The organism is Clostridium sp. AM42-4 (genome assembly GCF_003480105.1).
GTDB lineage: Bacteria > Bacillota > Clostridia > Lachnospirales > Lachnospiraceae > Brotaphodocola.
Window position 1 is genome coordinate 23,639 of record NZ_QUIK01000023.1, and the last position, 19,781, is coordinate 43,419.

Annotated in this window: 18 protein-coding genes; 1 reads left to right on the top strand and 17 read right to left on the bottom strand. The window is 48.6% G+C overall.

From position 1 onward, the window contains the following. Window positions 1–59: 59 nt before the first annotated feature. The 8 genes from DW922_RS14920 to DW922_RS14955 all read right to left on the bottom strand — a co-directional run bounded on the left by DW922_RS14920 (window position 60) and on the right by DW922_RS14955 (window position 8,179). The gene (locus tag DW922_RS14920) at window positions 60–608 is read right to left on the bottom strand and encodes a Holliday junction resolvase RecU (RefSeq protein ID WP_118721006.1); all 549 of its coding nucleotides are present in this window, start codon (window positions 606–608) and stop codon (window positions 60–62) included. Continuing rightward, on the bottom strand, window positions 609–1,583 hold the full coding sequence (locus DW922_RS14925) for an RluA family pseudouridine synthase (protein ID WP_118726999.1): 975 nt from the start codon (window positions 1,581–1,583) through the stop codon (window positions 609–611). Between the two features lie 34 nt (window positions 1,584–1,617). Next, entirely contained in the window at window positions 1,618–2,187 is a 570-nt protein-coding gene (locus DW922_RS14930) for an O-linked GlcNAc transferase-like protein (RefSeq protein ID WP_118721004.1), read from the bottom strand. Window positions 2,188–2,267: 80 nt separating this feature from the next. Continuing rightward, a complete protein-coding gene (locus DW922_RS14935) occupies window positions 2,268–3,050 on the bottom strand; it encodes an SDR family NAD(P)-dependent oxidoreductase (RefSeq protein ID WP_118721021.1) in 783 nt (260 codons plus the stop codon). Between the two features lie 89 nt (window positions 3,051–3,139). Continuing rightward, the gene (locus DW922_RS14940; protein WP_118727000.1) at window positions 3,140–5,176 is read right to left on the bottom strand and encodes a YgiQ family radical SAM protein; all 2,037 of its coding nucleotides are present in this window, start codon (window positions 5,174–5,176) and stop codon (window positions 3,140–3,142) included. A gap of 51 nt (window positions 5,177–5,227) precedes the next feature. Beyond that, window positions 5,228–5,875: an HAD family phosphatase gene (locus DW922_RS14945; RefSeq protein WP_118721020.1), complete on the bottom strand. Its 648-nt coding sequence runs from the start codon at window positions 5,873–5,875 to the stop codon at window positions 5,228–5,230. Between the two features lie 142 nt (window positions 5,876–6,017). Next, on the bottom strand, window positions 6,018–6,809 hold the full coding sequence (locus tag DW922_RS14950) for a pseudouridine synthase (protein WP_118721003.1): 792 nt from the start codon (window positions 6,807–6,809) through the stop codon (window positions 6,018–6,020). Then, on the bottom strand, window positions 6,809–8,179 hold the full coding sequence (locus DW922_RS14955; RefSeq protein ID WP_118727001.1) for an RsmB/NOP family class I SAM-dependent RNA methyltransferase: 1,371 nt from the start codon (window positions 8,177–8,179) through the stop codon (window positions 6,809–6,811). The genes DW922_RS14950 and DW922_RS14955 overlap by 1 nt, the downstream gene beginning before the upstream one ends. A gap of 105 nt (window positions 8,180–8,284) precedes the next feature. Here DW922_RS14955 and DW922_RS14960 point away from each other — a divergent pair, with 105 nt between their 5' ends. Continuing rightward, window positions 8,285–9,388 carry a hypothetical protein gene (locus tag DW922_RS14960; protein WP_118721001.1) on the top strand — a complete coding sequence of 368 codons (1,104 nt, stop codon included), beginning with the start codon at window positions 8,285–8,287 and terminating at the stop codon, window positions 9,386–9,388. On the opposite strand, the gene DW922_RS14965 is transcribed toward DW922_RS14960, so the two are convergent. From DW922_RS14965 to DW922_RS15005, 9 genes are all read right to left on the bottom strand, one after another. After that, window positions 9,339–9,923, bottom strand: a complete 585-nt coding sequence (locus DW922_RS14965) for a vacuolar family H+-ATPase subunit H (RefSeq protein ID WP_118721000.1) — start codon at window positions 9,921–9,923, stop codon at window positions 9,339–9,341. The two genes, DW922_RS14960 and DW922_RS14965, sit on opposite strands and share 50 nt — an antisense overlap. Window positions 9,924–9,946: 23 nt before the next feature. Then, window positions 9,947–10,429, bottom strand: a complete 483-nt coding sequence (coaD, locus tag DW922_RS14970; RefSeq protein WP_118720999.1) for a pantetheine-phosphate adenylyltransferase — start codon at window positions 10,427–10,429, stop codon at window positions 9,947–9,949. A gap of 1 nt (window position 10,430) precedes the next feature. Further along, complete coding sequence (gene rsmD, locus DW922_RS14975; RefSeq protein ID WP_118727002.1) at window positions 10,431–10,985, bottom strand: 16S rRNA (guanine(966)-N(2))-methyltransferase RsmD; 555 nt, start codon at window positions 10,983–10,985, stop codon at window positions 10,431–10,433. A gap of 180 nt (window positions 10,986–11,165) precedes the next feature. Further along, on the bottom strand, window positions 11,166–11,372 hold the full coding sequence (locus DW922_RS14980) for an alpha/beta-type small acid-soluble spore protein (RefSeq protein WP_118540501.1): 207 nt from the start codon (window positions 11,370–11,372) through the stop codon (window positions 11,166–11,168). Window positions 11,373–11,560: 188 nt separating this feature from the next. Next, a complete protein-coding gene (locus DW922_RS14985; protein ID WP_118727003.1) occupies window positions 11,561–12,622 on the bottom strand; it encodes an aldose epimerase family protein in 1,062 nt (353 codons plus the stop codon). Between the two features lie 173 nt (window positions 12,623–12,795). Further along, on the bottom strand, window positions 12,796–13,881 hold the full coding sequence (gene asd, locus DW922_RS14990) for an aspartate-semialdehyde dehydrogenase (protein WP_118530707.1): 1,086 nt from the start codon (window positions 13,879–13,881) through the stop codon (window positions 12,796–12,798). 278 nt (window positions 13,882–14,159) lie between these two features. Further along, complete coding sequence (locus DW922_RS14995; RefSeq protein WP_118727004.1) at window positions 14,160–16,394, bottom strand: DNA topoisomerase (ATP-hydrolyzing); 2,235 nt, start codon at window positions 16,392–16,394, stop codon at window positions 14,160–14,162. A gap of 20 nt (window positions 16,395–16,414) precedes the next feature. Beyond that, window positions 16,415–18,334, bottom strand: coding sequence for a DNA gyrase subunit B (locus tag DW922_RS15000; RefSeq protein WP_118727005.1), 1,920 nt, complete (start codon window positions 18,332–18,334; stop codon window positions 16,415–16,417). Window positions 18,335–18,464: 130 nt separating this feature from the next. After that, window positions 18,465–19,709: an SLC13 family permease gene (locus DW922_RS15005; RefSeq protein WP_195715086.1), complete on the bottom strand. Its 1,245-nt coding sequence runs from the start codon at window positions 19,707–19,709 to the stop codon at window positions 18,465–18,467. Between the last annotated feature and the right edge of the window lie 72 nt (window positions 19,710–19,781).

Consider the following 19,781-nt stretch of genomic DNA (forward strand, 5'->3'; position numbering starts at 1 on the left):
GGGCCGGAAGGTTTCGTCCCGCCATTCGGCGGGGACGGAACCTTCCGGCCCATTTGTGTTTACTGTAAGATATTGTTATCGCGCTCATCCAGATCCTTCTGGATGGTTTCGAGATAGTGTACCAGGATATCGCGGCTTGCGTGGATCTGGTAGCTTTTGTCGATTTCGTCATATGTAAAGCTTTTGCGGCCGCCCTCTTCCATGCGTTTCCAGAACTGCTCCAGGTCGCGAAACGGAATATAATAGAGTTCGTCTAACGCGGTAAAGTGGAGGATGATAAATGCGATTCCCCCCTGCTGTTCAAATTCTTTCATGAAGCGGATCTGATGTTCGTGGACGTTCTGGAGCGGAAAGGTTTTGACAGCACATTCCTTTGCGTCGAAGCAGACCGGGATTCCCTGCACGGCCCCGATATAGTCGACCGTACTTTTCTGGTCGAAGTACGCCAGCGTGATATGGCGGCTGGATTTATCGATGCTGATCGGGGTGATCGGGGTTGGGATTTTCTGAATCAGGGCCAGTTTTTTCTCGCGGTAAACCTCATTGCTGTGATTAATCATATCCTCCAGCGTGGAGCCACGCAGCCCCCGGCTTTTCCAGGTGCCCATCTAACGCACTCCTTCCGGAAGGATGCCAAGAACCCTTTGAAATTCTCCCGGAACAGGTGCAGTAAAACTTTTCCCGCTTAAGTATTCCAGCGGCGCTTCCATCTGTGGGAACACCAGTTTCCAGGAATGCAGCATCTGGGAATGAATGTGATAGCTCCGTTTTGCTTCTTCATTTACCCGTGGAGTCCCGTATTTGGTATCTCCTACGATCGGATGACCGATGGAAGCCAGGTGCGCGCGGATCTGGTGTGTACGTCCGGTGATCAGGGTTACCTTTAAAAGGGTGTATGCACCGCTCTCCATCAATGGTTCGTATTCTGTGCAAATTGGTGCACTGTCCGGAAGTTCTTTCTGGCTGATGGTAACCTGGTTGGTCTTTTCATCTTTCTTTAAAAATCCCTCAATCTTCTTTTTTTCCCGGACTGCTCCGGAAACCACACACAGATAGTATTTGTGCAGGGAACGGCCCTTAAACATAGCCGACAGCTTCTGAAGGCCCACAAGGGAACAGCCCGCTGCCACCAGACCACTGGTATTGCGGTCCAGCCGGTTACAGACCGATGGGCGGAAGCTGCGCAGGTTTTCTTTTGTCAGCTTTCCGGAATCAAGGAGGTAATCGATCAGATATTCTACCAGGGATTCATCATTCTCCTTTGCCTTCTGGGAAAGCATACCGGATGGCTTATTGATCAGAAGGATATGCTCGTCTTCATAAATGATGTGCAGCTTTGTTTTTTTTACTTTCTGCACCTTTACCTCAGAAAACTTCTCTATGGTCTCATCTGCAAGGAACAGCTTGATCTCATCACCCTCAGACAGCTTTTCAGACCCGTCACATTTCTTCCCATTCAGCACAATATTTTTCTTGCGCATCATCTTGTAAAGAAAGCCCTTTCCTGCCAGGTTCAGATATTTGGAAAGGAGCTTGTCTAAGCGCTGTCCTGCTTCATTTTTATTTACGGTAATGCATTTCATGAAGAAAATCTCCTTTTCTCGTTTTTCCCAGATATTACATAGACAGGTTTTTCATCAATGCAGCAGCATAATCCACAACACCATCATCCTCATATTCTGAGGCCGGCTTTAAGCTGTCCATTCTGCGCCAGAATGCGTGTGGATCGCAGATCAGCTTTACATTTGGATCCAGTTTATTTGCTGAAAACAGTGTATTCAAAGCCTTTTCTGCCTTCGCAAGATCTGCCTTTTCGCTGCTGCAGAAAGCAAATACGCCGTTTGGATGAACTGCTACCACATCGAGCGGAAGAATCTGCTCCTTTGTCGTTACGATCAGGTCATATAACATCGTACAGGCTGTCTCATATTTACGCGCATGCTCATAAAAGGCCGGATCTCCCGTGCGGTATTTCCAGGATGCTAAAAGCGGGGACGCCAGATTCGCCATTGGCAGTACCGTCAGGATTGCCATAACAGTCAGGATATTTTTTGCAGCCTGGTCCCCGGTCAGCTGTCTCGCCACAAGCTGGGCGATGATCGCCGCCACAAAGAGGCCGGTCATCAGGAGTCTTGATTTTTTATGCTGGTCCCGGTAACCGTACTGCCCTTTTCGGATTTTCTTCATTGTAGTTTGTTCTCCTCTGTATCGTAATCAATATATAAAAGAATGTGCCGCAGTGCGATCCTTGCGGAGCGTTTTTTGTTTCATAGAACGCAATTCCCTATTGAAACAAAAAGAGACAGGATCAGCTCATGCGGGCAGAGCTTTGACAAAAGCCAGAACGCCTTCATAAGTGGTCCGTATACGGAAACCGGCTTCCCCATCATGCTGTCACGGAGCGCCTTTTTCACGACCCGTTTTGGATCTGCCATGGCCAGTCGCTTGTAAAGCGGAATCTTTCCAGTTGTCTCTGCGATCGCAAAAAACTCTGTTTTTACCGGTCCCGGGCACACTGCAGTCACATAGATCTGCCGTCTTTTTAATTCCATGGACAGAGCACGGCTGTAGCTTAATACAAACGCTTTTGTTGCCGCATAGATGGCAAACCCTGGCTGCGGAAGAAATGCAGCAGCCGAGGCAAATTGCAGGATCCTGCTGTTTTTGGTCATATAAGGAAGCACTAGACGGGTAACCGCGGCCAGTGCACGGCAATTTACATCGGTCATGCCGGTTTCCTCATCAAGAGAAAGCTCTGATACCTGCCCGATCTTTCCAAATCCGGCTGCATTTACCAGAATCTTCACCTCCGGTTCTTCCCACTCCAGCTTTTCCTCCAGTGCTGCAAAGGCTTCCTCTCTTTGCAGGTCCAGTTCCAGTATTTTTAAGGGGACCGGAACCTCACTGACAAGACGAAAAAGCCGCTCCTTCCGTCTGGCGATGACCCAGATTTCCTCCAGACCGGCAAACCGGTCAGCCAGCTGTATTACACATTCCCGGCCCATGCCGGAGGATGCACCGGTTATGATGGCAATTTTTTTCTTTGTCATTTTCATGCGTCACACTCCTGAACACTACTCAGTAAAAGAATCTTACATAATCACATAGCCTTGTTTTGCTGCTTACGCATTGCACAGCCTTATTTTTTCTTATGAACATTGCGGATCGTTTTTTTCTTTCCGGGCTTGCGGCTCTCAGATCCTGTACCGAAGGCTTGTTTTCCTGCGGAGCGGACACTGCCAGCCGTAGCCTTTTTCGCTGCATTTGATGTACCGGTCTTCGCTGCTCCGGATCCAAAGCCAGATGATTTCCGGTCTGTATTCCTGTTTCCAGGCTGCCTTGTCCCGCCGGAAAATGATGCTCCCGCACACCAGTGCATTTCTCTAGGACGGATCAGGCATTTTTTGTCAAATCCGATCAGATCTGTGCGCCCGGCTTTGATCAGGGCTTCCTTTACCAGGTCATAGTTTTTCGGGTTCCGGTACTGGATCAGGGCACGCTGCATGGCTTTTTCGTGTGGATTATGCGGAACATAAACCTCTTCCATGGTACGTGGATCCAGGCCGGTATAATACATGCAAGTCGAAAGCGTCGATGGAGTCGGGTAAAAGTCCTGGACCTGCTCCGGCATATAGCCCAGATCACGCAGGTATTCAGCCAGCTCTACCGCCTCCTTTAAAGAAGAACCCGGATGGGAGGACATCAGGTAAGGAACCAGATACTGCTCCTTTCCGATTTTTTTGTTCATCTCTTTATATTCCTTCACAAATTGCATGTATACGGAATTTTTTGGTTTACCCATTCGTTTTAAGACTGCGTCTGCCACATGCTCCGGTGCAACCTTAAGCTGTCCGCTGACGTGGTATTCGCAGAGTTCCCGTAAGAATGCACGGTTTTTGTCTGCCAGGACATAGTCAAAGCGGATACCGGAACGGATAAACACTTTTTTCACCTTCGGGATTGCCCGAAGCTTGCGCAGGAGGGAAATATAATCGCTATGGTCTGCACGGATGTTTTTACACGGTTCCGGGAACAGGCACTGTCTGTTTGGGCATGCGCCCTTGGTCAGCTGCTTTTCGCAGGCAGGGAAACGGAAGTTTGCGGTAGGACCGCCTACATCGTGGATATAGCCTTTGAAATCAGGCTCCTCCGTCAGAAGCTTTGCTTCCTCAACCAAAGACTCATGGCTTCTTACCTGGATGATACGGCCCTGGTGGAAGGTCAGTGCACAGAAGCTGCAGGCACCAAAGCAGCCGCGGTTGCTGATCAGGCTGAATTTGATCTCGCGGATCGCCGGGATTCCTCCCTCTGCTTCATAGCATGGATGGTAATTACGCATGTAAGGAAGGGCGTAGACCTCATCCATTTCCTCCTGTGTCAGCGGCTTTGCCGGCGGATTCTGCACAACATATTCTTTTCCATAGTATGGCTCTACCAGGCGCTTTCCAAGAACCGGATCTGTGTTGCTGTACTGGATGTAAAAGCTTTTTGCATAAACCTTTTTATCGTCCTTCAATTCCTGGTAATCCGGCAGAAGCTTATAATCGTATACAATTTCCAGATTCCGCGTTTTAAATACGGTTCCATCTATAAATGTGATATCTTTTACATCTATTCCGCTGTTTAAGGCATCTGCGATCTCCACAATGGAATGCTCGCCCATTCCGTAAGAAATGAGGTCTGCCTGGGAATCTAACAGGATAGAACGCTTCAGGCGGTTAGACCAGTAATCGTAATGGGCAAGACGGCGCAGGCTGGCCTCGATTCCACCAATGATGATGGCAGAATCCTTATAAACAGACCGGATCAGATTACAATATACAATGGTCGCATAATCCGGGCGCTTGCCCATAACACCACCCGGCGTATAGGAATCCTGCTGTCTGCGCTTTTTGGATACAGAATAATGGTTTACCATAGAATCCATGTTTCCTGCTGATACCAGAAAGCCAAGCCGCGGTTTTCCAAGGATCTGGATGCTCTGCGGATCCTTCCAGTCCGGCTGTGCAATGATTCCTACTTTATACCCGCGGGATTCCAGAAGGCGGCTGATGATAGCCGGACCAAAGGATGGGTGATCCACATAGGCATCTCCGGATACATAGACAAAATCACATTCTTCCCAGCCACGCCGGTCCATATCTTCCCGGCAGATTGGTAAATAATCATGTATCATAAAACTGATTCTCCTTATTGGTTACCATGCGCATACACGTGCCGGTAACCCTTATTCTTTTTCTGTTTGAAATAGTTTGTTATAATCCTGGATATAGTAATCGGCAAGCTTTTTCTTTTCTGCCCGCATCCCTGCAGAAAACTCATCCTCTACCGCACAGACAGTCATGCCGGCCCGTTTCCCGGCCAGGATTCCCGCAGGGACATCTTCAAAAACCATGCAGCGTGCCGGAGACACGCAAAGACGTCTTGCAACCTCTAAATAAATATCCGGGGCCGGCTTTCCGGCCGGCACCTCACAGGCCGTTGCGATCACCTGGAAATATGGGCGGATCTTTAATGATTCCAGCACGGCATCTACCATATCCTGCCCGTTGCTGGTAGCAATTCCTGCTTTTTTCCCTGTGCAGGCCAGATACTCCAAAAACCGTCTGGCACCCGGCTTTAACGGGACTTCACTCCGGTATTTTTCAATACTCATCTGGATCCAGGCATGCTTGATCTCATCGATGGAATCCGGAATTTCGAACCGGTTTTTAAAATACCTTGCAGTCTCTGAGAAGCTCATGCCTTCGATCACCTTCTGCAGATCCGGCGGACATGCCAGGCCAAAGCGTCCCAGATACTCAATATCGATTTCCTTCCACATCCACATGGAATCTACCAGTGTACCGTCCAGGTCAAAGAGTACGGCATCCATGGTCGGAAGTACCAGGGCGGCCGGTATGCTGGATATAGCATTTCCATTTTCTATGTTTTTTTGATTCATAAACAGCTTCCTTTTGTCTTCTATTATTTATTAGCGCAATTTTATCGCAAGAATATACAGACAGGGTACTATCCTATTTTTGAAGCAGTTCTAATTCTCCTTCTGTCAGAGCCCGGTATTCCCCCGGCTTTAAATCTGGATCCAGCTTCAGTCTTCCCATGGAAAGACGTTTTAAAAACACTACATGGCAGCCAAGCGCTTCAAACATCCGCTTCACCTGGTGGAATTTTCCCTCCTGGATCGTCAAAAGGATCTCTGCTCCGGCATTCGCCTCAGCGCTGTCTGCAGTCTCCGCATCAGCACTGAACTGCTCCAGCGCTTTTTGGCGGGTCTGCCCTGTCCACTGCTTCAGGATCTCGAGCTTTCCTGGCATGACTGGTGTTCCATCATTTAGGGTCAGCCCAGCCGCCATCTGTTCCACTGCTGTGTCAGGAAGTGTGCCCGCGATCCTGGCAAAATACACTTTATCGACATGCTTTCCAGGCGCTAACAGGCGGTGGGTCAGGTCTCCGTCATTGGTTAAAAGCAAAAGCCCCTCGGTGTCAATATCGAGACGTCCAACCGGGAACAGATCACTTCGGTTTTCCCCGGTTAGCAGGTCGATCACCGTTTTATGGCGTTTATCCTCTGTTGCGGAAATAACACCCTGCGGTTTATAGAGCATGATGTATTCCATCGCACGGTAACGGACGGGTGTGCCATCAAAAGACACCTCATCGGTATCTGGATCAATCTTCCGTTCTGTTTTTTTCTCTACGGCTCCGTTTACCTGGATCCGTCCTTTTTTTGCCGCATCCTTGATCTGGGTACGGCTTCCTTTATTCATTTCTGCCAGATACTTGTCCAGTCTCATTAATTTTGCCATTACTGCCACCGCCATCCTGGATAATATTTGTTTTTTAAGCTGCTTCCGGTATACTTGGCCCAGCCGAGTGGATAGCCGTCTACGCCGACCAGCACCCAGCCCTTTTGGAGCGTTTCCTCCGGATCCGGGAAAATTGTCTCCCCCTTTAAATAACGGATGCTTCGCTCATCGATGGCCGTGAGGGACAGGCTCTGGGAAAACTCCCGCAGCTGCAGTACCATCGCAACCGCCTGGGATGGCTCGAACCGGTTCTTCTTCCACTCCCCAAGAAGCAATCCGGTACGCAGATAGCGAAGCTTCCAGGACTGGTCAAAGCATTCCGGGAGATAATATACCATGCCATCCCGGACCATCATACGGCTTCGGTCAAGCGGACTCTTTAGCATTGCTTCCCACTGCAGGTAATCGCTTTCCTTTTCCAGTCTGCGTACCTCAGCAGGTACGGTGTTAGTGTAAGCCTGTGTATCCGGCTCGGCATCCGCCCCGGCATCCTTTTGGAGTAAAGCAAGGAAGTGCCCTTCTCCTTCTATTTTGTGCGGAAACAGGCGGATGACCGGCATGCCATCTAACCCGCTGCAGGCGCCCTCCCATGGGGTCAGCGGCACCAGCTTCATGTCTGGGTGCGTATCAAGAAGCCACTGGATCGTGTTCTCATCCTCTTCCTTTGCAAACGTACAGGTAGAATATAAAAGCATTCCTCCCGGCTTTAACATCTGCACTGCGGAGGTTAAGATCTGACGCTGGAGTGGGGCATAATACTGCGGCCCACGTTCCATCCAGCTTTTGATCAGGTCCGGGTCCTTCCGGAACATACCTTCCCCGGAGCATGGCGCATCGACCAGGATCTTATCGAAAAACGGGCCAAATACAGAAGCCAGCTTTTCCGGCGTTTCACTGGTTACACAAAGATTGGGGATTCCGAATAATTCCAGGTTTTTAAGCAGCGCCTTAGCCCGGGAATTGCTGATATCGTTGGAAACCAGAAGTCCTTCTCCCTGCAGCTTTACGCCAAGCTCAGTGCTCTTCCCGCCAGGTGCGGCACAAAGGTCCAGTACCTTATCTCCCGGCTTAACCGGAAGGGCAGAGGCAGGTGCCATGGCACTTGGCTCCTGCAGATAATAAAGCCCTGCATAATAGTAGGGATGGCGGGATGCCCTGCTGTCCTCACTGATATAATATCCATTCGGGGTCCAGGGAACCTTCCGGAACGGAAACGGACAAAGAGAAGTCTCCCATTCTTCCGGTGTAATTTTTGCTGCATTGATCCGAAGTCCTGCAAAAGGCTTTTTTTCATAGCTTTCCAGCCATTCATTGTAATCCGCGCCCAAAAGCAGCTTCATCTGTTTTAGAAATGTTTCTGGTAACTGCATAAGCTTCCTTTCTCTTGTATACGGTCATGACTGCCACATTGGCATAATTGCATTAAGTATAGCATAATTTACTTCAAGTGAAAACCTGTTTTCCTGGAGTCTCTTATGACTGATGCATCGTTTTGTGCGCCGGTGTTTATCCTGGTTTTTCTTCTGCTTCTCCTGTTCCCGCAATATTCTGTGGAGGGTGCTGCAGATGGTCTTTTGCTCTGGTTTCACACGGTGCTTCCGGCACTGGCGCCTGCAATGATCCTGACACAGCTGATCCTTAAGTCCAATGGCGTAACACTTCTGATGCATCCGTTTCACCCGCTGCTCTCCCATGTGTTCTCTCTGAGTGATCAGGGTGCCTTTGCACTCCTTGGCGGAATGCTTTGCGGGTATCCGGTCGGACCATCCCTGTGCAGCAGCCTTCTGACAGAACAAAAGCTCTCACGAAAAGAGGCTGCTTACCTGCTGGCCCTGTGCAGCTATCCCAGTCCGATGTTCCTGCTTGGTTATGTCCGCCAGCAGCTTCCAGAAAGCAGCTCTTGCGCACTATTACTAATAAGTGTTTATGCTCCGGTCTTTCTTTTGTCCGCTGCAGCAAAAAAAATCCTGCATTATCCGAAAGTCTGTGCTCCCGGTCAGAAGGCTCCACAAAACGGTACAGATGTGCTGGAAAAGGCTTTCTCCCAGGTATCCGTACAGCCGGAAGCCCGCGCAGTCTCGGTTCTTGATTCCGTTCTCTACTCGGTAAGTGATACGATGGTCCTGATCGGAGGCTATCTGATGCTGTTTTCCATTCTGGTCTGCTTTATCCGTCATGCCGCCTGGATCCCCGGACCAGCTGCTGCCCTGTTATGCGGGATTGCGGAAATGACTACGGGGATCCGGCAGATCTGCCAGGTCTTCCCACCTTCCATTCAGCTTCCCCTATGTGCAGCAGCTGCCTCGTTTGGCGGGATCTCCGGTATTTTCCAGGTAAAGAGTGTGTTATATCAGGATTCTTTGTCCTGTGATCAGCAGACACACGGGCAAGCGCTTTCTGTCACATCGTGCGATCCTCAGACAGGCCACAGGAGCTTTTCTGATATCCAATGCAATAAAAATGCCGGATTTGACATCCGGCATTATATTGGGTGGAAATTCCTGCATGCAGGTTTTTCCGTGATCATTCTTACTGTTCTTCGACAGGTTCTTCCTCTGGTGTTTCCTCTACATTGGTAACGCTTCCTGCCAGCTCTCCACGGTTTGAGGATACGATGTCATAGCTGGACTGCATGGAGGAAATAAATGCGTCGAAACGACTCTGTGCCCCCTCCATGGAATGGGTGATAATGGTCTGCAGGCTGTTTAACATATCATCGGTATAGTTGATGGATGCCTGACGGATTCCATTTGCCTCATTTACTGCTTCATCGATGATCGCCTGGGCCTGGGCCTGGGCGTCCTCAACGACACGGTTTGCTTCTGCATAGGCCTTCTGCATGATCTCATGCTCGTTCACAAGCTCGTTTGTCTGGGCAGTTGCCTCAGCCACCATGGCATCGGCCTGGGCACGTGCCTCATTCAGGATTGCATCCTGGTTGCTGATGATCTTCTGGTATTTTTTGATTTCGTCTGGGATACGGAGACGAAGCTCTACCAGCAGCTCTTCCAGCTCCTCTTTATTTACCAGGATCTTGGTGTTGGAAAGCGGCTGGAATTTACAGCTTTCAATATATTCTTCAATCTCACCGATTAACTGTTCGATTCTACTCATGGTTTCTTCTCCTTAATGCTTTGTTACTGATTTGCAAGCTTCTCTCTGACTTTTTCTGCAATGGCAGGATGTAAAAACTCGCTGATATCTCCCTGGTAGCCTGCGATCTCCTTGACAATACTGGAACTTAAGTAGGAATACTTTAAGTTTGTTGTGAGAAAGATCGTGTCGATGTCGGGAGCAATGACCCGGTTGGTCTGGGCCATCTGAAGCTCGTATTCAAAATCTGTGATCGCGCGAAGCCCTCTTACAATAATGTCTGCCTGGGACTGGTGCACAAAGTCCACCAAAAGCCCGCCAAAGGAACGGATTTCTACATTTGGCAGATATGAGGTCACATCTTCTAACATCTTAACACGTTCTTCGACAGAAAACAACGGCGTTTTTGAATTATTCTGCAAAACGCCTACGATCAGACGGTCTACCATATGGGCCGACCGCTCAATGATATCCAGATGTCCAAGTGTCACCGGATCAAAGCTTCCAGGGTAAACTGCTATTGCCATATCACTCACCTCGATAGACAAATACATGCTTATTTGTCTTGTATTCTTTTATTTTCTCTGTAATGTAGCCCATTTCAGACAGATAGGAAAAATCGGTCTGGAGGGATGCCTCAATGATGACCGTGCTCTGCTTATCGATCAGGGAAGAGGTTTTTAAATAATCTAACATCTGCTTTTCCAGCTCATGATCGTATGGAGGATCCATAAAAATAAGATTAAAGCGGTGCTTTCCTTCCAGGCGTTTCAATGCCAGAAGTGCATCGCAATGCATGACCACTGCCCTGTCCTCCAGCTTTGTAGCCTTTAAATTATCCCGGACGATCTGGACAGCGGCCTCATTCTGCTCTACGAAAACAGCCTGACTGGCTCCGCGGCTTAACGCCTCGATGCCAATCCCGCCGCTTCCTGCAAACAGGTCCAAAAATGTGCAGTCTGCCAGGTCATATTGAAGCATATTAAAAAGTGTTTCCTTAATGCGGTCCTGCGTAGGGCGGGTATTCATGCCTTCCAGTGTCTTTAACGGTGTCCGCCTTGCACTCCCTGCTATTACTCGCATAGTATTCTCCCTTTATCTGAAGGTATCTGAAATTTGTCTGTTCCTTCACAATGATAATCATAGCAATTATAACTGTATTTTTTCTTATATACAAGCAGTTTATTATGTAGTTTCGTATCTTTTTTTATACATAAGAATCAGCGGACGCATGTTTCGCGTCCGCTGACCTTTACAGCATGTTTACTTTCCTGCCATCTGTCTTTCCTGGGCCTCGATCATTTTTTTGACCATATAACCGCCGACAGAACCGTTCTGTGCAGAGGTTAAGTTTCCGTTATAACCATCGGATAACGGAACACCAAGCTCATCTGCAACCTCCATTTTAAAGCGGTCCAGTGCTTCCTTTGCTTCCGGTACCTCTGCCCTGTTAGAAGATCTGCTTGCCATAATTGGTCTCCTTTCTTAAGCGCCTGCCGTAAGGCAGGCATTTTCCTGCATCACGGCCGGTTTGTTTTTTGTTACATTCCTAGTATGTACTTAAGAAAGAATCTTACCCTGGCATCTTCTGTGTAAATTGACAGAATTATGCTATTTTCATAACTGTTTTGTACCTTCACAGTCACGGGCAAAAGCTGTTACGCTTCTGTTTTAAATTGATAGATCGTGGTAGTCTGGTAAATATCTCCGCCCTTTAAAATCGGGGAAGCAAACTGCGGCTTATTGACTGCATCCGGGAAATACTGGGTTTCAAAGCAGTATCCCTGACGATGGTTATAGACTGCTCCGTTCTTGCCCTCCATAGATGTGAGAAAATTGCCGGTATAGAACTGGATTCCCGGAAGGTCCGTATAAACTTCCATGATACGGCCGCTTGCTTCATCTTTGGCTTTCGCAGCCAGTGACAGTTCGCCTTCCTTATGGTTTAAAACCCAGTTGTGATCATAGCCTTTTGCGAATTTTAACGGCTCATAGTCCGCATCAATCTCATCTGCAATGGTTTTAAACTGTGTGAAATCCATCGGCGTTCCCTTGACCGGAACCAGTTCTCCGGTCGGAATGGAATACTGGTCTGCAATGGTAAACTGGTCTGCATCGATCCAGACCTTCTGGTTCATGGCCGGTCCAGATTCCTGGCCAGCCAGGTTAAAGTAGGCATGGTTTGTAAAGTTTGCGATGGTGTCCTCGTCGCAGGTCATGTGGTAATCGATGCGGAGTGCATCGTCATTTGTCAGGGTGTAGCTGACACGGATATCGGCATTGCCAGGGTAGTTCTGGTCGCCGTCCGGGCTAAAGAGGGAAAAGGTGATCTTCGTTCCTTCCTCTGTTTCGGAAACCTCTGCATCCCAGATCCGGTTACGCAGAAAATCCGGTCCGCTGTGAAGATTGTTAACCCCGTTATCGTTGATGACCAGTGCATAGGTGATGCCGTCGATCGTGCAGGTTGCAGTGCCGATCCGGTTCGCATTTCTTCCGACGATCTCGCCAAAATGTACATCCTGGTCCAGATATTTTTCCGGTGCGTCAAAGCCCAGCACCACATCGCTGAACTTACCGTTTTTATCCGGTACATACATTTCCAGCCAGATAGCGCCAAGATCTGTAAACGAAGCTTTTAACCCGTGTTCATTTGTAAGAATGTATTTTGTGAGCTTAGCCCCATTTTCCAAAGTGCCAAATAATTCCTTGCTGCATGCCATAGTCGTATTCCCTCCACGTTTTCAGTATGAAATTCGTTACTGTTCATGTGCTGCGAAAAAGCAACGCATGTTCTATTCGATTATAGCATAAAGCGAGGATGCAATCCAGTAGGAACTGAATGCACCCTCGTTTTTGAACCTTTATTTTGTAATACTGCCTGAATCCAATCCGATTATTTTGCCTGAATGTAACCCTGTGCAGTCAGAAGCTCTGCGCAAAGCACTGCACCGCCGGCAGCACCGCGGACGGTATTGTGGGAAAGACCTACGAACTTGTAATCGTAGATGCTGTCTTCACGGATACGGCCTACAGAAATGCCCATGCCGTTCTCATAGTCTACATCTAAGGAAACCTGCGGACGGTTATCCTCCTCTAAGTACTGGATAAACTGCTTCGGTGCGCTCGGAAGCTTTAACTCCTGCGGAAGTCCGGAGAATTTCACCAGACGGTCAATCAGCTCTTCCTTGGTCGGTTTCTTGCGGAATTTTACGAATACTGCAGCAGTGTGGCCATTTAATACCGGAACACGGATGCACTGGCAGGTGATCTTCGGCTCAGATGCCTTTACGATCACGCCATCTTTAATCTCGCCCCAGATACGAAGCGGCTCCTGCTCACTCTTCTCTTCCTCGCCGCCGATGTAAGGAATGATGTTTCCTTCCATTTCCGGCCAGTCTTTGAAGGTTTTTCCTGCACCGGAGATTGCCTGGTAGGTGGTAGCAACGACCTCGTATGGCTCAAACTCTTTCCATGCAGTCAGGACCGGAGCGTAGCTCTGAATGGAGCAGTTCGGCTTTACAGCAACAAATCCTCTCTTGGTTCCCAGACGTTTTTTCTGGAACTCGATTACTTTAAAGTGCTCCGGGTTGATCTCCGGAACAACCATCGGAACATCCGGAGTCCAGCGGTGTGCGCTGTTATTGGAAACAACCGGGGTCTCAGTCTTTGCGTACGCTTCCTCGATCGCCTTGATCTCTTCCTTGGTCATGTCTACTGCACTGAATACAAAGTCAACACTGGCAGCAACTTTTTCTACCTCATTGACATTCATGACTACCAGCTTCTTTACTGCTTCCGGCATTGGTGTGGTCATTTTCCAGCGTCCGCCGACAGCCTCCTCGTAGGTTTTTCCGGCAGAACGCGGGCTTGCAGCCACGGTAACTACCTCATACCACGGATGATTCTCCAGAAGGGAGATAAATCTCTGTCCTACCATACCGGTCGCGCCAAGCACGCCAACACGCAATTTCTTTTCCATAATCATAAGCTCCTTATTTTCTTCGTGACAATTCTTTCCTGATTCTGACCGGTGACTGTTTTGTGGCTGTTCACACGCTGCAGAAACATTTTTCACCTGTTTGTCACTTTTTGCTTTTTCGTTCCCGCTTATCCTATCTCAATTTTTGTAAAAAATCAATACTTATTCGTCAGAAAAATACATTTGTGCGTGCTGCACGGATGTTTTCTTTGATATAAGTACAACTGCACGTGAGAGACGGATTTATATGGTTTGAAATCAATTCTTGAATCGTAACATTATAGGCGTACCTTGCTTCCCTTGCCGTCTCGTTTTGCTAATTTCAGACGGTTCAGATGCACTTCTTTTTCTTTATAAGTGATCTGTGGCTGCTGGGTTACAAAATAAACGTTTTCCAGCTCGTCTCCCGCTCCCAGCTTCATACCGCGTACACCGCGGGAATTCTTCTTCAGCTCTGGAATATCTTCCATGGAGAAACGCAGGAACATGCCGCTGGCACTTTGCAGGGCAAGATCGGTCTCGGTTCCCACGATCCGGACGGTTAACAGGCTGTCTCCCTCCTGCAGCTTGGTCGACGCCACCGTGCGGTTGTTGGTCACAAATTCTTCTGCCGGGACCTGCTTTACCATGGCCATCTTCGTGGCAAATAATAAAATCTGCCCGGTCAGGCGGCCAAAATTGGTCAGGAAGATGATTTCTTCTTTGCTTCCATCGTATTTGCTTAAATTATCGATTGGAGTTCCCTTATCGCGGAGCTTTCCGGATGGAACATCCATCAGCTTGATCTGGTGGAGGTTTCCGGTGTCAGTGAATACACAGAGTTTATCGGTATTCAGACACGGGATCACATACTTGTATTCGGTATCTACGGTTTCCCGGTTCCGGTCGTAAGTGGAACGGTCGAGAAGCTTGCAGTAACCGAAGCGGTCCATGACAAACACCACTTCGCTCACAGCTACCGCAGATTCCTCGTATACGGCTTCTTTTCCGTTTTCGATCAGGGTCTTTCTCGGCTGGGCGAATTCTTCTTTAATGTGGTCCAGATCTTCCTTGATGACCCGGTTCATACCGTCGCGGCTCTTTAAGATCTTCTCATATTCTGCGATTTTCTTCAGGCATTCCTTATAGTCCTTCTGCAGTGCCAGGATTTCCAGACCGATCAATTTGTAAAGGCGCATTTCGAGAATGGCATTTGCCTGCTTTTCCGTAAAGTTAAGCTGCTTTGCATCCTCCTCAAAGCCCGGATGCTTAAACTGGATCCTGGAAATGTCACCGGTCATCAGGCAGGCTTTGGCGTCTTTCAAGTTTTTCGAACCACGCAGGATCGCAATGATGAGGTCGATCACGTCGCAGGCACGGATGAGACCTTCGCGGATTTCTTTTTTCTCCAGTTCTTTTTCCAGAAGTGCCTGATACTTGCGGGTCGTATTTTCATACTGGAATTCCAGATAGTTTTCCAGGATTCCGCGCAAGTTTAAGGTTTCTGGACGTCCGTGGGCGATCGCCAGCATGTTGACGCCAAAGGTATCCTCCAGCTTTGTCTTCTTATAGAGAATGTTGCGGATTTTCTCGATGTCAGCATCCTTTTTCAGTTCGAGGACAATGCGGATTCCCTCTTTGTTAGACTGGTTGGAAATGTCCACAACATCGGACAAAGTCTTGTTTTCTACAAGCTCCGCAATATCGACCAGGAATTTATTGATGCCGGCGCCGATCATGGTGTATGGGATCTCACTGATGACAAGTTTATCTCGGTCACTTTTCCGGCGTCCCAGCTCCACCTCGATCTTACCGCGCAGCTTAATCTTTCCGGTTCCAGTTTCATAGATCGCCGGCAAATCTTTTTTATTGGCAATGATACCTCCGGTAGGAAAATCCGGCCCCGGCATATATTCCATCATCTCTTCAAGTGACATGTCCGGACGGTCGATATAGGCTTTGACCAGATCGACCACCTCTCCCAAATTGTGTGTCGGGATGCTGGTGCTCATGCCGACCGCGATGCCCTCCGCACCGTTGATCAGAAGGTTCGGCACGCGGACCGGAAGAACCTCAGGCTCTTTTTCAGATTCATCGTAGTTGGATACGAACTGCACGGTCTTGTCCAGATCCTTTAAATACACTTCTTCCGCAAACTTCTTTAAGCGGGCCTCGGTGTAACGCATAGCCGCGGCGCCGTCTCCCTCGATGGAACCGAAGTTTCCGTGACCATCTACCAGGGCCATTCCCTTTTTAAAGTCCTGGGACATCACAACCAGCGTCTCGTAGATGGAGCTGTCACCGTGCGGATGGTATTTACCCATGGTGTCGCCGACGATACGCGCCGATTTTCTGTGTGGTTTATCGTGTCCCAAGCGCAGCTCGCTCATATCGTAAAGGACACGGCGCTGTACCGGCTTTAAGCCGTCGCGCGCATCTGGGATCGCTCTGGCAGTAATGACGCTCATGGAGTAGTTTAAGTAACTGCGCTGCATCTCCTCCGAATATTCTGTTGTTAATATCTTCTCAGCCATGTTTTTTCTCCTTCACTCCCTTACGCATCGATCTCTGCTTCGTTTGCATGGTCATAGATAAACTGTTTTCTTGGCGGCACTTCGCTTCCCATCAGCATCTCGGTCACTTCGGATGCCATGCGTGCATCCTCGATTTCCACACGCTTTAAGACGCGGCGCTCAGGGTCGAGCGTGGTTTCCCAGAGCTGCTCCGGGTCCATCTCACCAAGACCTTTGTAACGCTGCAGCCGGAAATCGCCGGTATGGTTTTTTCGGTAGCGCTCCAGCTCTTTATCATCGTATAAGTACTGCTCCTGTCCTCTGGACGGGATGACCTTGTAAAGCGGCGGCATGGCAATGTAAACATGGCCGTTGTAGATCAGCTCCGGCATAAACCGGTATAAAAACGTCAGAAGCAGGGTGTCGATGTGGCTTCCGTCGACATCGGCATCCGTCATGAGAATGATCTTGTTATATTTTAGTTTGGTGATATCGAAATCGTTTCCATACCCTTCTGAAAAGCCGCAGCCGAAGGTATTGATCATGGTTTTGATCTCGGCATTGGCCAGTACCTTGTCCATGGATGCTTTTTCCACATTCAGGATCTTACCACGGATTGGAAGGATTGCCTGGTATTTGCGGTTTCTGGCTGTTTTGGCAGAACCGCCCGCAGAATCTCCCTCTACGATAAAGATTTCGCAAAGCTCGGCATCACGGCTCTCGCAGTTTGCCAGCTTCCCGTTGCTGTCAAAGGAAAATTTAGACTTTGTCAGCATGTTGGTCTTCGCCTTCTCTTCTGCTTTGCGGATCTTTGCGGATTTTTCCGCGCAGCCGATGATGGCTTTTAAAGTCTCCAGATTGCGGTCAAAATAATGCGAAAGCAGATCGCCGGATACCGTAAAGACTGCTTTGGTGGCATCTGCACTTGCAAGCTTCGTTTTCGTCTGACCCTCAAAGATCGGATCCGGATGCTTCACTGCAACGATCGCCGTCATGCCGTTTCGGGTATCCGCACCAGTAAAGTTCGGATCTTTTTCCTTTAAGATGCCCAGCTCTCGGGCATAGGAGTTGATCAGCTGGGTAAAGCGGGTCTTAAATCCAACCAGATGCGTACCGCCCTCCTGCGTAAAAATATTATTACAGAAGCCAAGGATATTTTCCTCAAAAGCATCGACAAACTGGATCGCTACTTCCACCTCGATCTGATCCAGTTCCTTCTTAAAGTAAATTGGTTCGTGAATCACCGTCTTGCCGCGGTTTAATTCCTTTACATAAGCCACGATTCCTTCCGGTTCATGGTAGGTGATCTCTTCTTTCTCGCTGGCACGTGCATTTTTATAATAAATGGTAAGGCCCGGATTTAAATAAGCGGTCTCATGCAGACGGCTCTTTAACCAGTCTGCCTTAAACCGTGTTTTTTCAAAGATTTCGTCGTCTGGCAGGAAATTGATCTCTGTACCGGTCTGTCTGGTCTTTCCGAGTACCGGGAGCAATCCGTTTTCCAGTTCCACGGTGGGGATACCGCGCTCATACGCATCGTGATGGATAAAACCGTTTTTATAGATTTTGACATCCATATGGGCAGATAAGGCATTCACGACAGAGGAACCGACACCGTGCAGTCCGCCGCTGGTCTTGTAAGCCTGGTTGTCAAATTTACCGCCCGCATGCAGTGTAGATAAAACCACACGCTCTGCAGATACGCCTTTTTTATGCATTTCTACCGGGATGCCACGTCCGCTGTCCTTTACGGTGCAGGAGCCGTCTGCTTCCAGGGTAACCCATATGGTATCGCAGAAGCCAGCCAGATGTTCGTCTACCGCATTGTCCACGATCTCGTAGATCAGATGATTTAATCCTTTTGTTCCAACGCTTCCAATGTACATACCCGGGCGTTTGCGCACCGCTTCCAGCCCTTCCAGGACCGTGATGCTGTCTGCGTTATACTGTGTATTTGCCATGTTTCCCTCCAACTATAAAACAAATGTTCGAATCTAAATTATAAATAAAATTTCCATCAAAATCAAGAACCAAAATCCATGATTCGATGTCAGACTGTTCCTATTCATGCTGTTTTCATCCAACAGTCTGCTAACCAAAAATCACTGCTGCAAGCAGTAAAATGACTGCCATTCCAAAGTTCCAGGTCGTAAAACGGATCAGGTACTGCTGTTTCGTTCCGGCTTCCGGAAAATGCTCCTGACTTTCCGCAAAAAACTTATAAGAGATCAGGCTGGCCAGCGATGCGATCAGCGTACCGAGTCCGCCAATGTTCACGCCGCGCAAAAGTGCAGCATACTGGTCGGTAAAGCCGGAAAGCAGGATTGCTGCCGGTACATTGCTGATCACCTGGCTGCAGGCAAAAGAAACAAACAGTTCCCGGCCCGTCAAGAGCTGGTTTAGCAGATCCCGCACCAGATCCATCCGCTTCATATTGCCGATAAAAATAAAAAATGCAATAAACGTAAGCAGAAGGCTGTAATCGACGTTTCGTGGCAGAAACGTGCTGTGGAAAAGTCCGCTTAACAGCAGGCATCCGATCAATACGATCAGCAGAAGAAGCGGCCATTCCAGCACGCGGAATACCGAAAGCAGGCTGAACAAAAACAGCACTGCCAGCAGCAGATTCTGGTAACGGGACTGATCCTTCTCACTGTGTCGTTTGCCTGCAGGGCGGTCCTGTGTTTTTACATTTGCAAAAGCATGGTCTGCGGTAGCTTTTTGCGTTTTTGTATCTGTATGAGAGGCCAGCATTTCTGACTTCAACCGTTCCGAATCTAATGGGAAGTTTTTATGAGCCACACAGGCTCCAAGGATCATCAAAAAAGAAAGGAGGCTAAGCGGTCCCATGATCATCAGAAACTGCCCCATTCCCATACCGGAAACCGAATACAGATACAGATTCTGCGGATTTCCCACCGGTGTCATCATGCTGCCCAGGTTCGCTGCGATCGTCTGCATGACAATGACCGGGATCATTTCTTTTTGTAAGCCGGCAAGCTCCAGAACCAGGATCGTAAATGGAACAAACGTCAGCAGTGACACATCGTTGGTGATCCACATGGAGCAAAAGAAGCAAAGCATCACCAGTACCAGATAGAGCTGGCGGAACGTATGGACCTTCGCAAGCAGTGCCTGCGCCACCTTTCCAAAAAACCCGGTCTGTTTAAACCCTTCCATGATCGTCATCAGAGAAAACAGCAATGCCAGTGTCCGGTAGTCCAGATATCCAGGATACTGACTGTCCGGATGGACAAAAAATACAGAAATAACAGCAAGAATTGCTGCAATGCAAAGCACCGTCTCCTTTTTGAAATATGCGACCAGCCTTTTCATGATTCTTTTCATCCCCTTGATTTATTCTTAAAGTAACAAAGTGTTATTATAACCATTTTTTCGAAAGCTGGC

Bases quoted from the DNA above. Each gene is read 5' to 3' on its own strand.
- DW922_RS15005 (WP_195715086.1), bottom strand. From the start codon at position 19,709: ATGAAAAGGCTGGTCGCATATTTCAAAAAGGAGACGGTGCTTTGCATT.
- DW922_RS14985 (WP_118727003.1), bottom strand. From the start codon at position 12,622: ATGGCATGCAGCAAGGAATTATTTGGCACTTTGGAAAATGGGGCTAAG.
- DW922_RS14930 (WP_118721004.1), bottom strand. From the start codon at position 2,187: ATGAAGAAAATCCGAAAAGGGCAGTACGGTTACCGGGACCAGCATAAA.
- DW922_RS14940 (WP_118727000.1), bottom strand. From the start codon at position 5,176: ATGATACATGATTATTTACCAATCTGCCGGGAAGATATGGACCGGCGT.
- DW922_RS14980 (WP_118540501.1), bottom strand. From the start codon at position 11,372: ATGGCAAGCAGATCTTCTAACAGGGCAGAGGTACCGGAAGCAAAGGAA.
- DW922_RS15000 (WP_118727005.1), bottom strand. From the start codon at position 18,334: ATGGCAAATACACAGTATAACGCAGACAGCATCACGGTCCTGGAAGGG.
- rsmD (WP_118727002.1), bottom strand. From the start codon at position 10,985: ATGCGAGTAATAGCAGGGAGTGCAAGGCGGACACCGTTAAAGACACTG.
- asd (WP_118530707.1), bottom strand. From the start codon at position 13,881: ATGGAAAAGAAATTGCGTGTTGGCGTGCTTGGCGCGACCGGTATGGTA.
- DW922_RS14960 (WP_118721001.1), top strand. From the start codon at position 8,285: ATGACTGATGCATCGTTTTGTGCGCCGGTGTTTATCCTGGTTTTTCTT.
- DW922_RS14925 (WP_118726999.1), bottom strand. From the start codon at position 1,583: ATGAAATGCATTACCGTAAATAAAAATGAAGCAGGACAGCGCTTAGAC.
- DW922_RS14945 (WP_118721020.1), bottom strand. From the start codon at position 5,875: ATGGATGCCGTACTCTTTGACCTGGACGGTACACTGGTAGATTCCATG.
- DW922_RS14920 (WP_118721006.1), bottom strand. From the start codon at position 608: ATGGGCACCTGGAAAAGCCGGGGGCTGCGTGGCTCCACGCTGGAGGAT.
- coaD (WP_118720999.1), bottom strand. From the start codon at position 10,429: ATGGCAATAGCAGTTTACCCTGGAAGCTTTGATCCGGTGACACTTGGA.
- DW922_RS14935 (WP_118721021.1), bottom strand. From the start codon at position 3,050: ATGACAAAGAAAAAAATTGCCATCATAACCGGTGCATCCTCCGGCATG.
- DW922_RS14955 (WP_118727001.1), bottom strand. From the start codon at position 8,179: ATGCAGTTACCAGAAACATTTCTAAAACAGATGAAGCTGCTTTTGGGC.
- DW922_RS14965 (WP_118721000.1), bottom strand. From the start codon at position 9,923: ATGAGTAGAATCGAACAGTTAATCGGTGAGATTGAAGAATATATTGAA.
- DW922_RS14995 (WP_118727004.1), bottom strand. From the start codon at position 16,394: ATGGCTGAGAAGATATTAACAACAGAATATTCGGAGGAGATGCAGCGC.
- DW922_RS14950 (WP_118721003.1), bottom strand. From the start codon at position 6,809: ATGGCAAAATTAATGAGACTGGACAAGTATCTGGCAGAAATGAATAAA.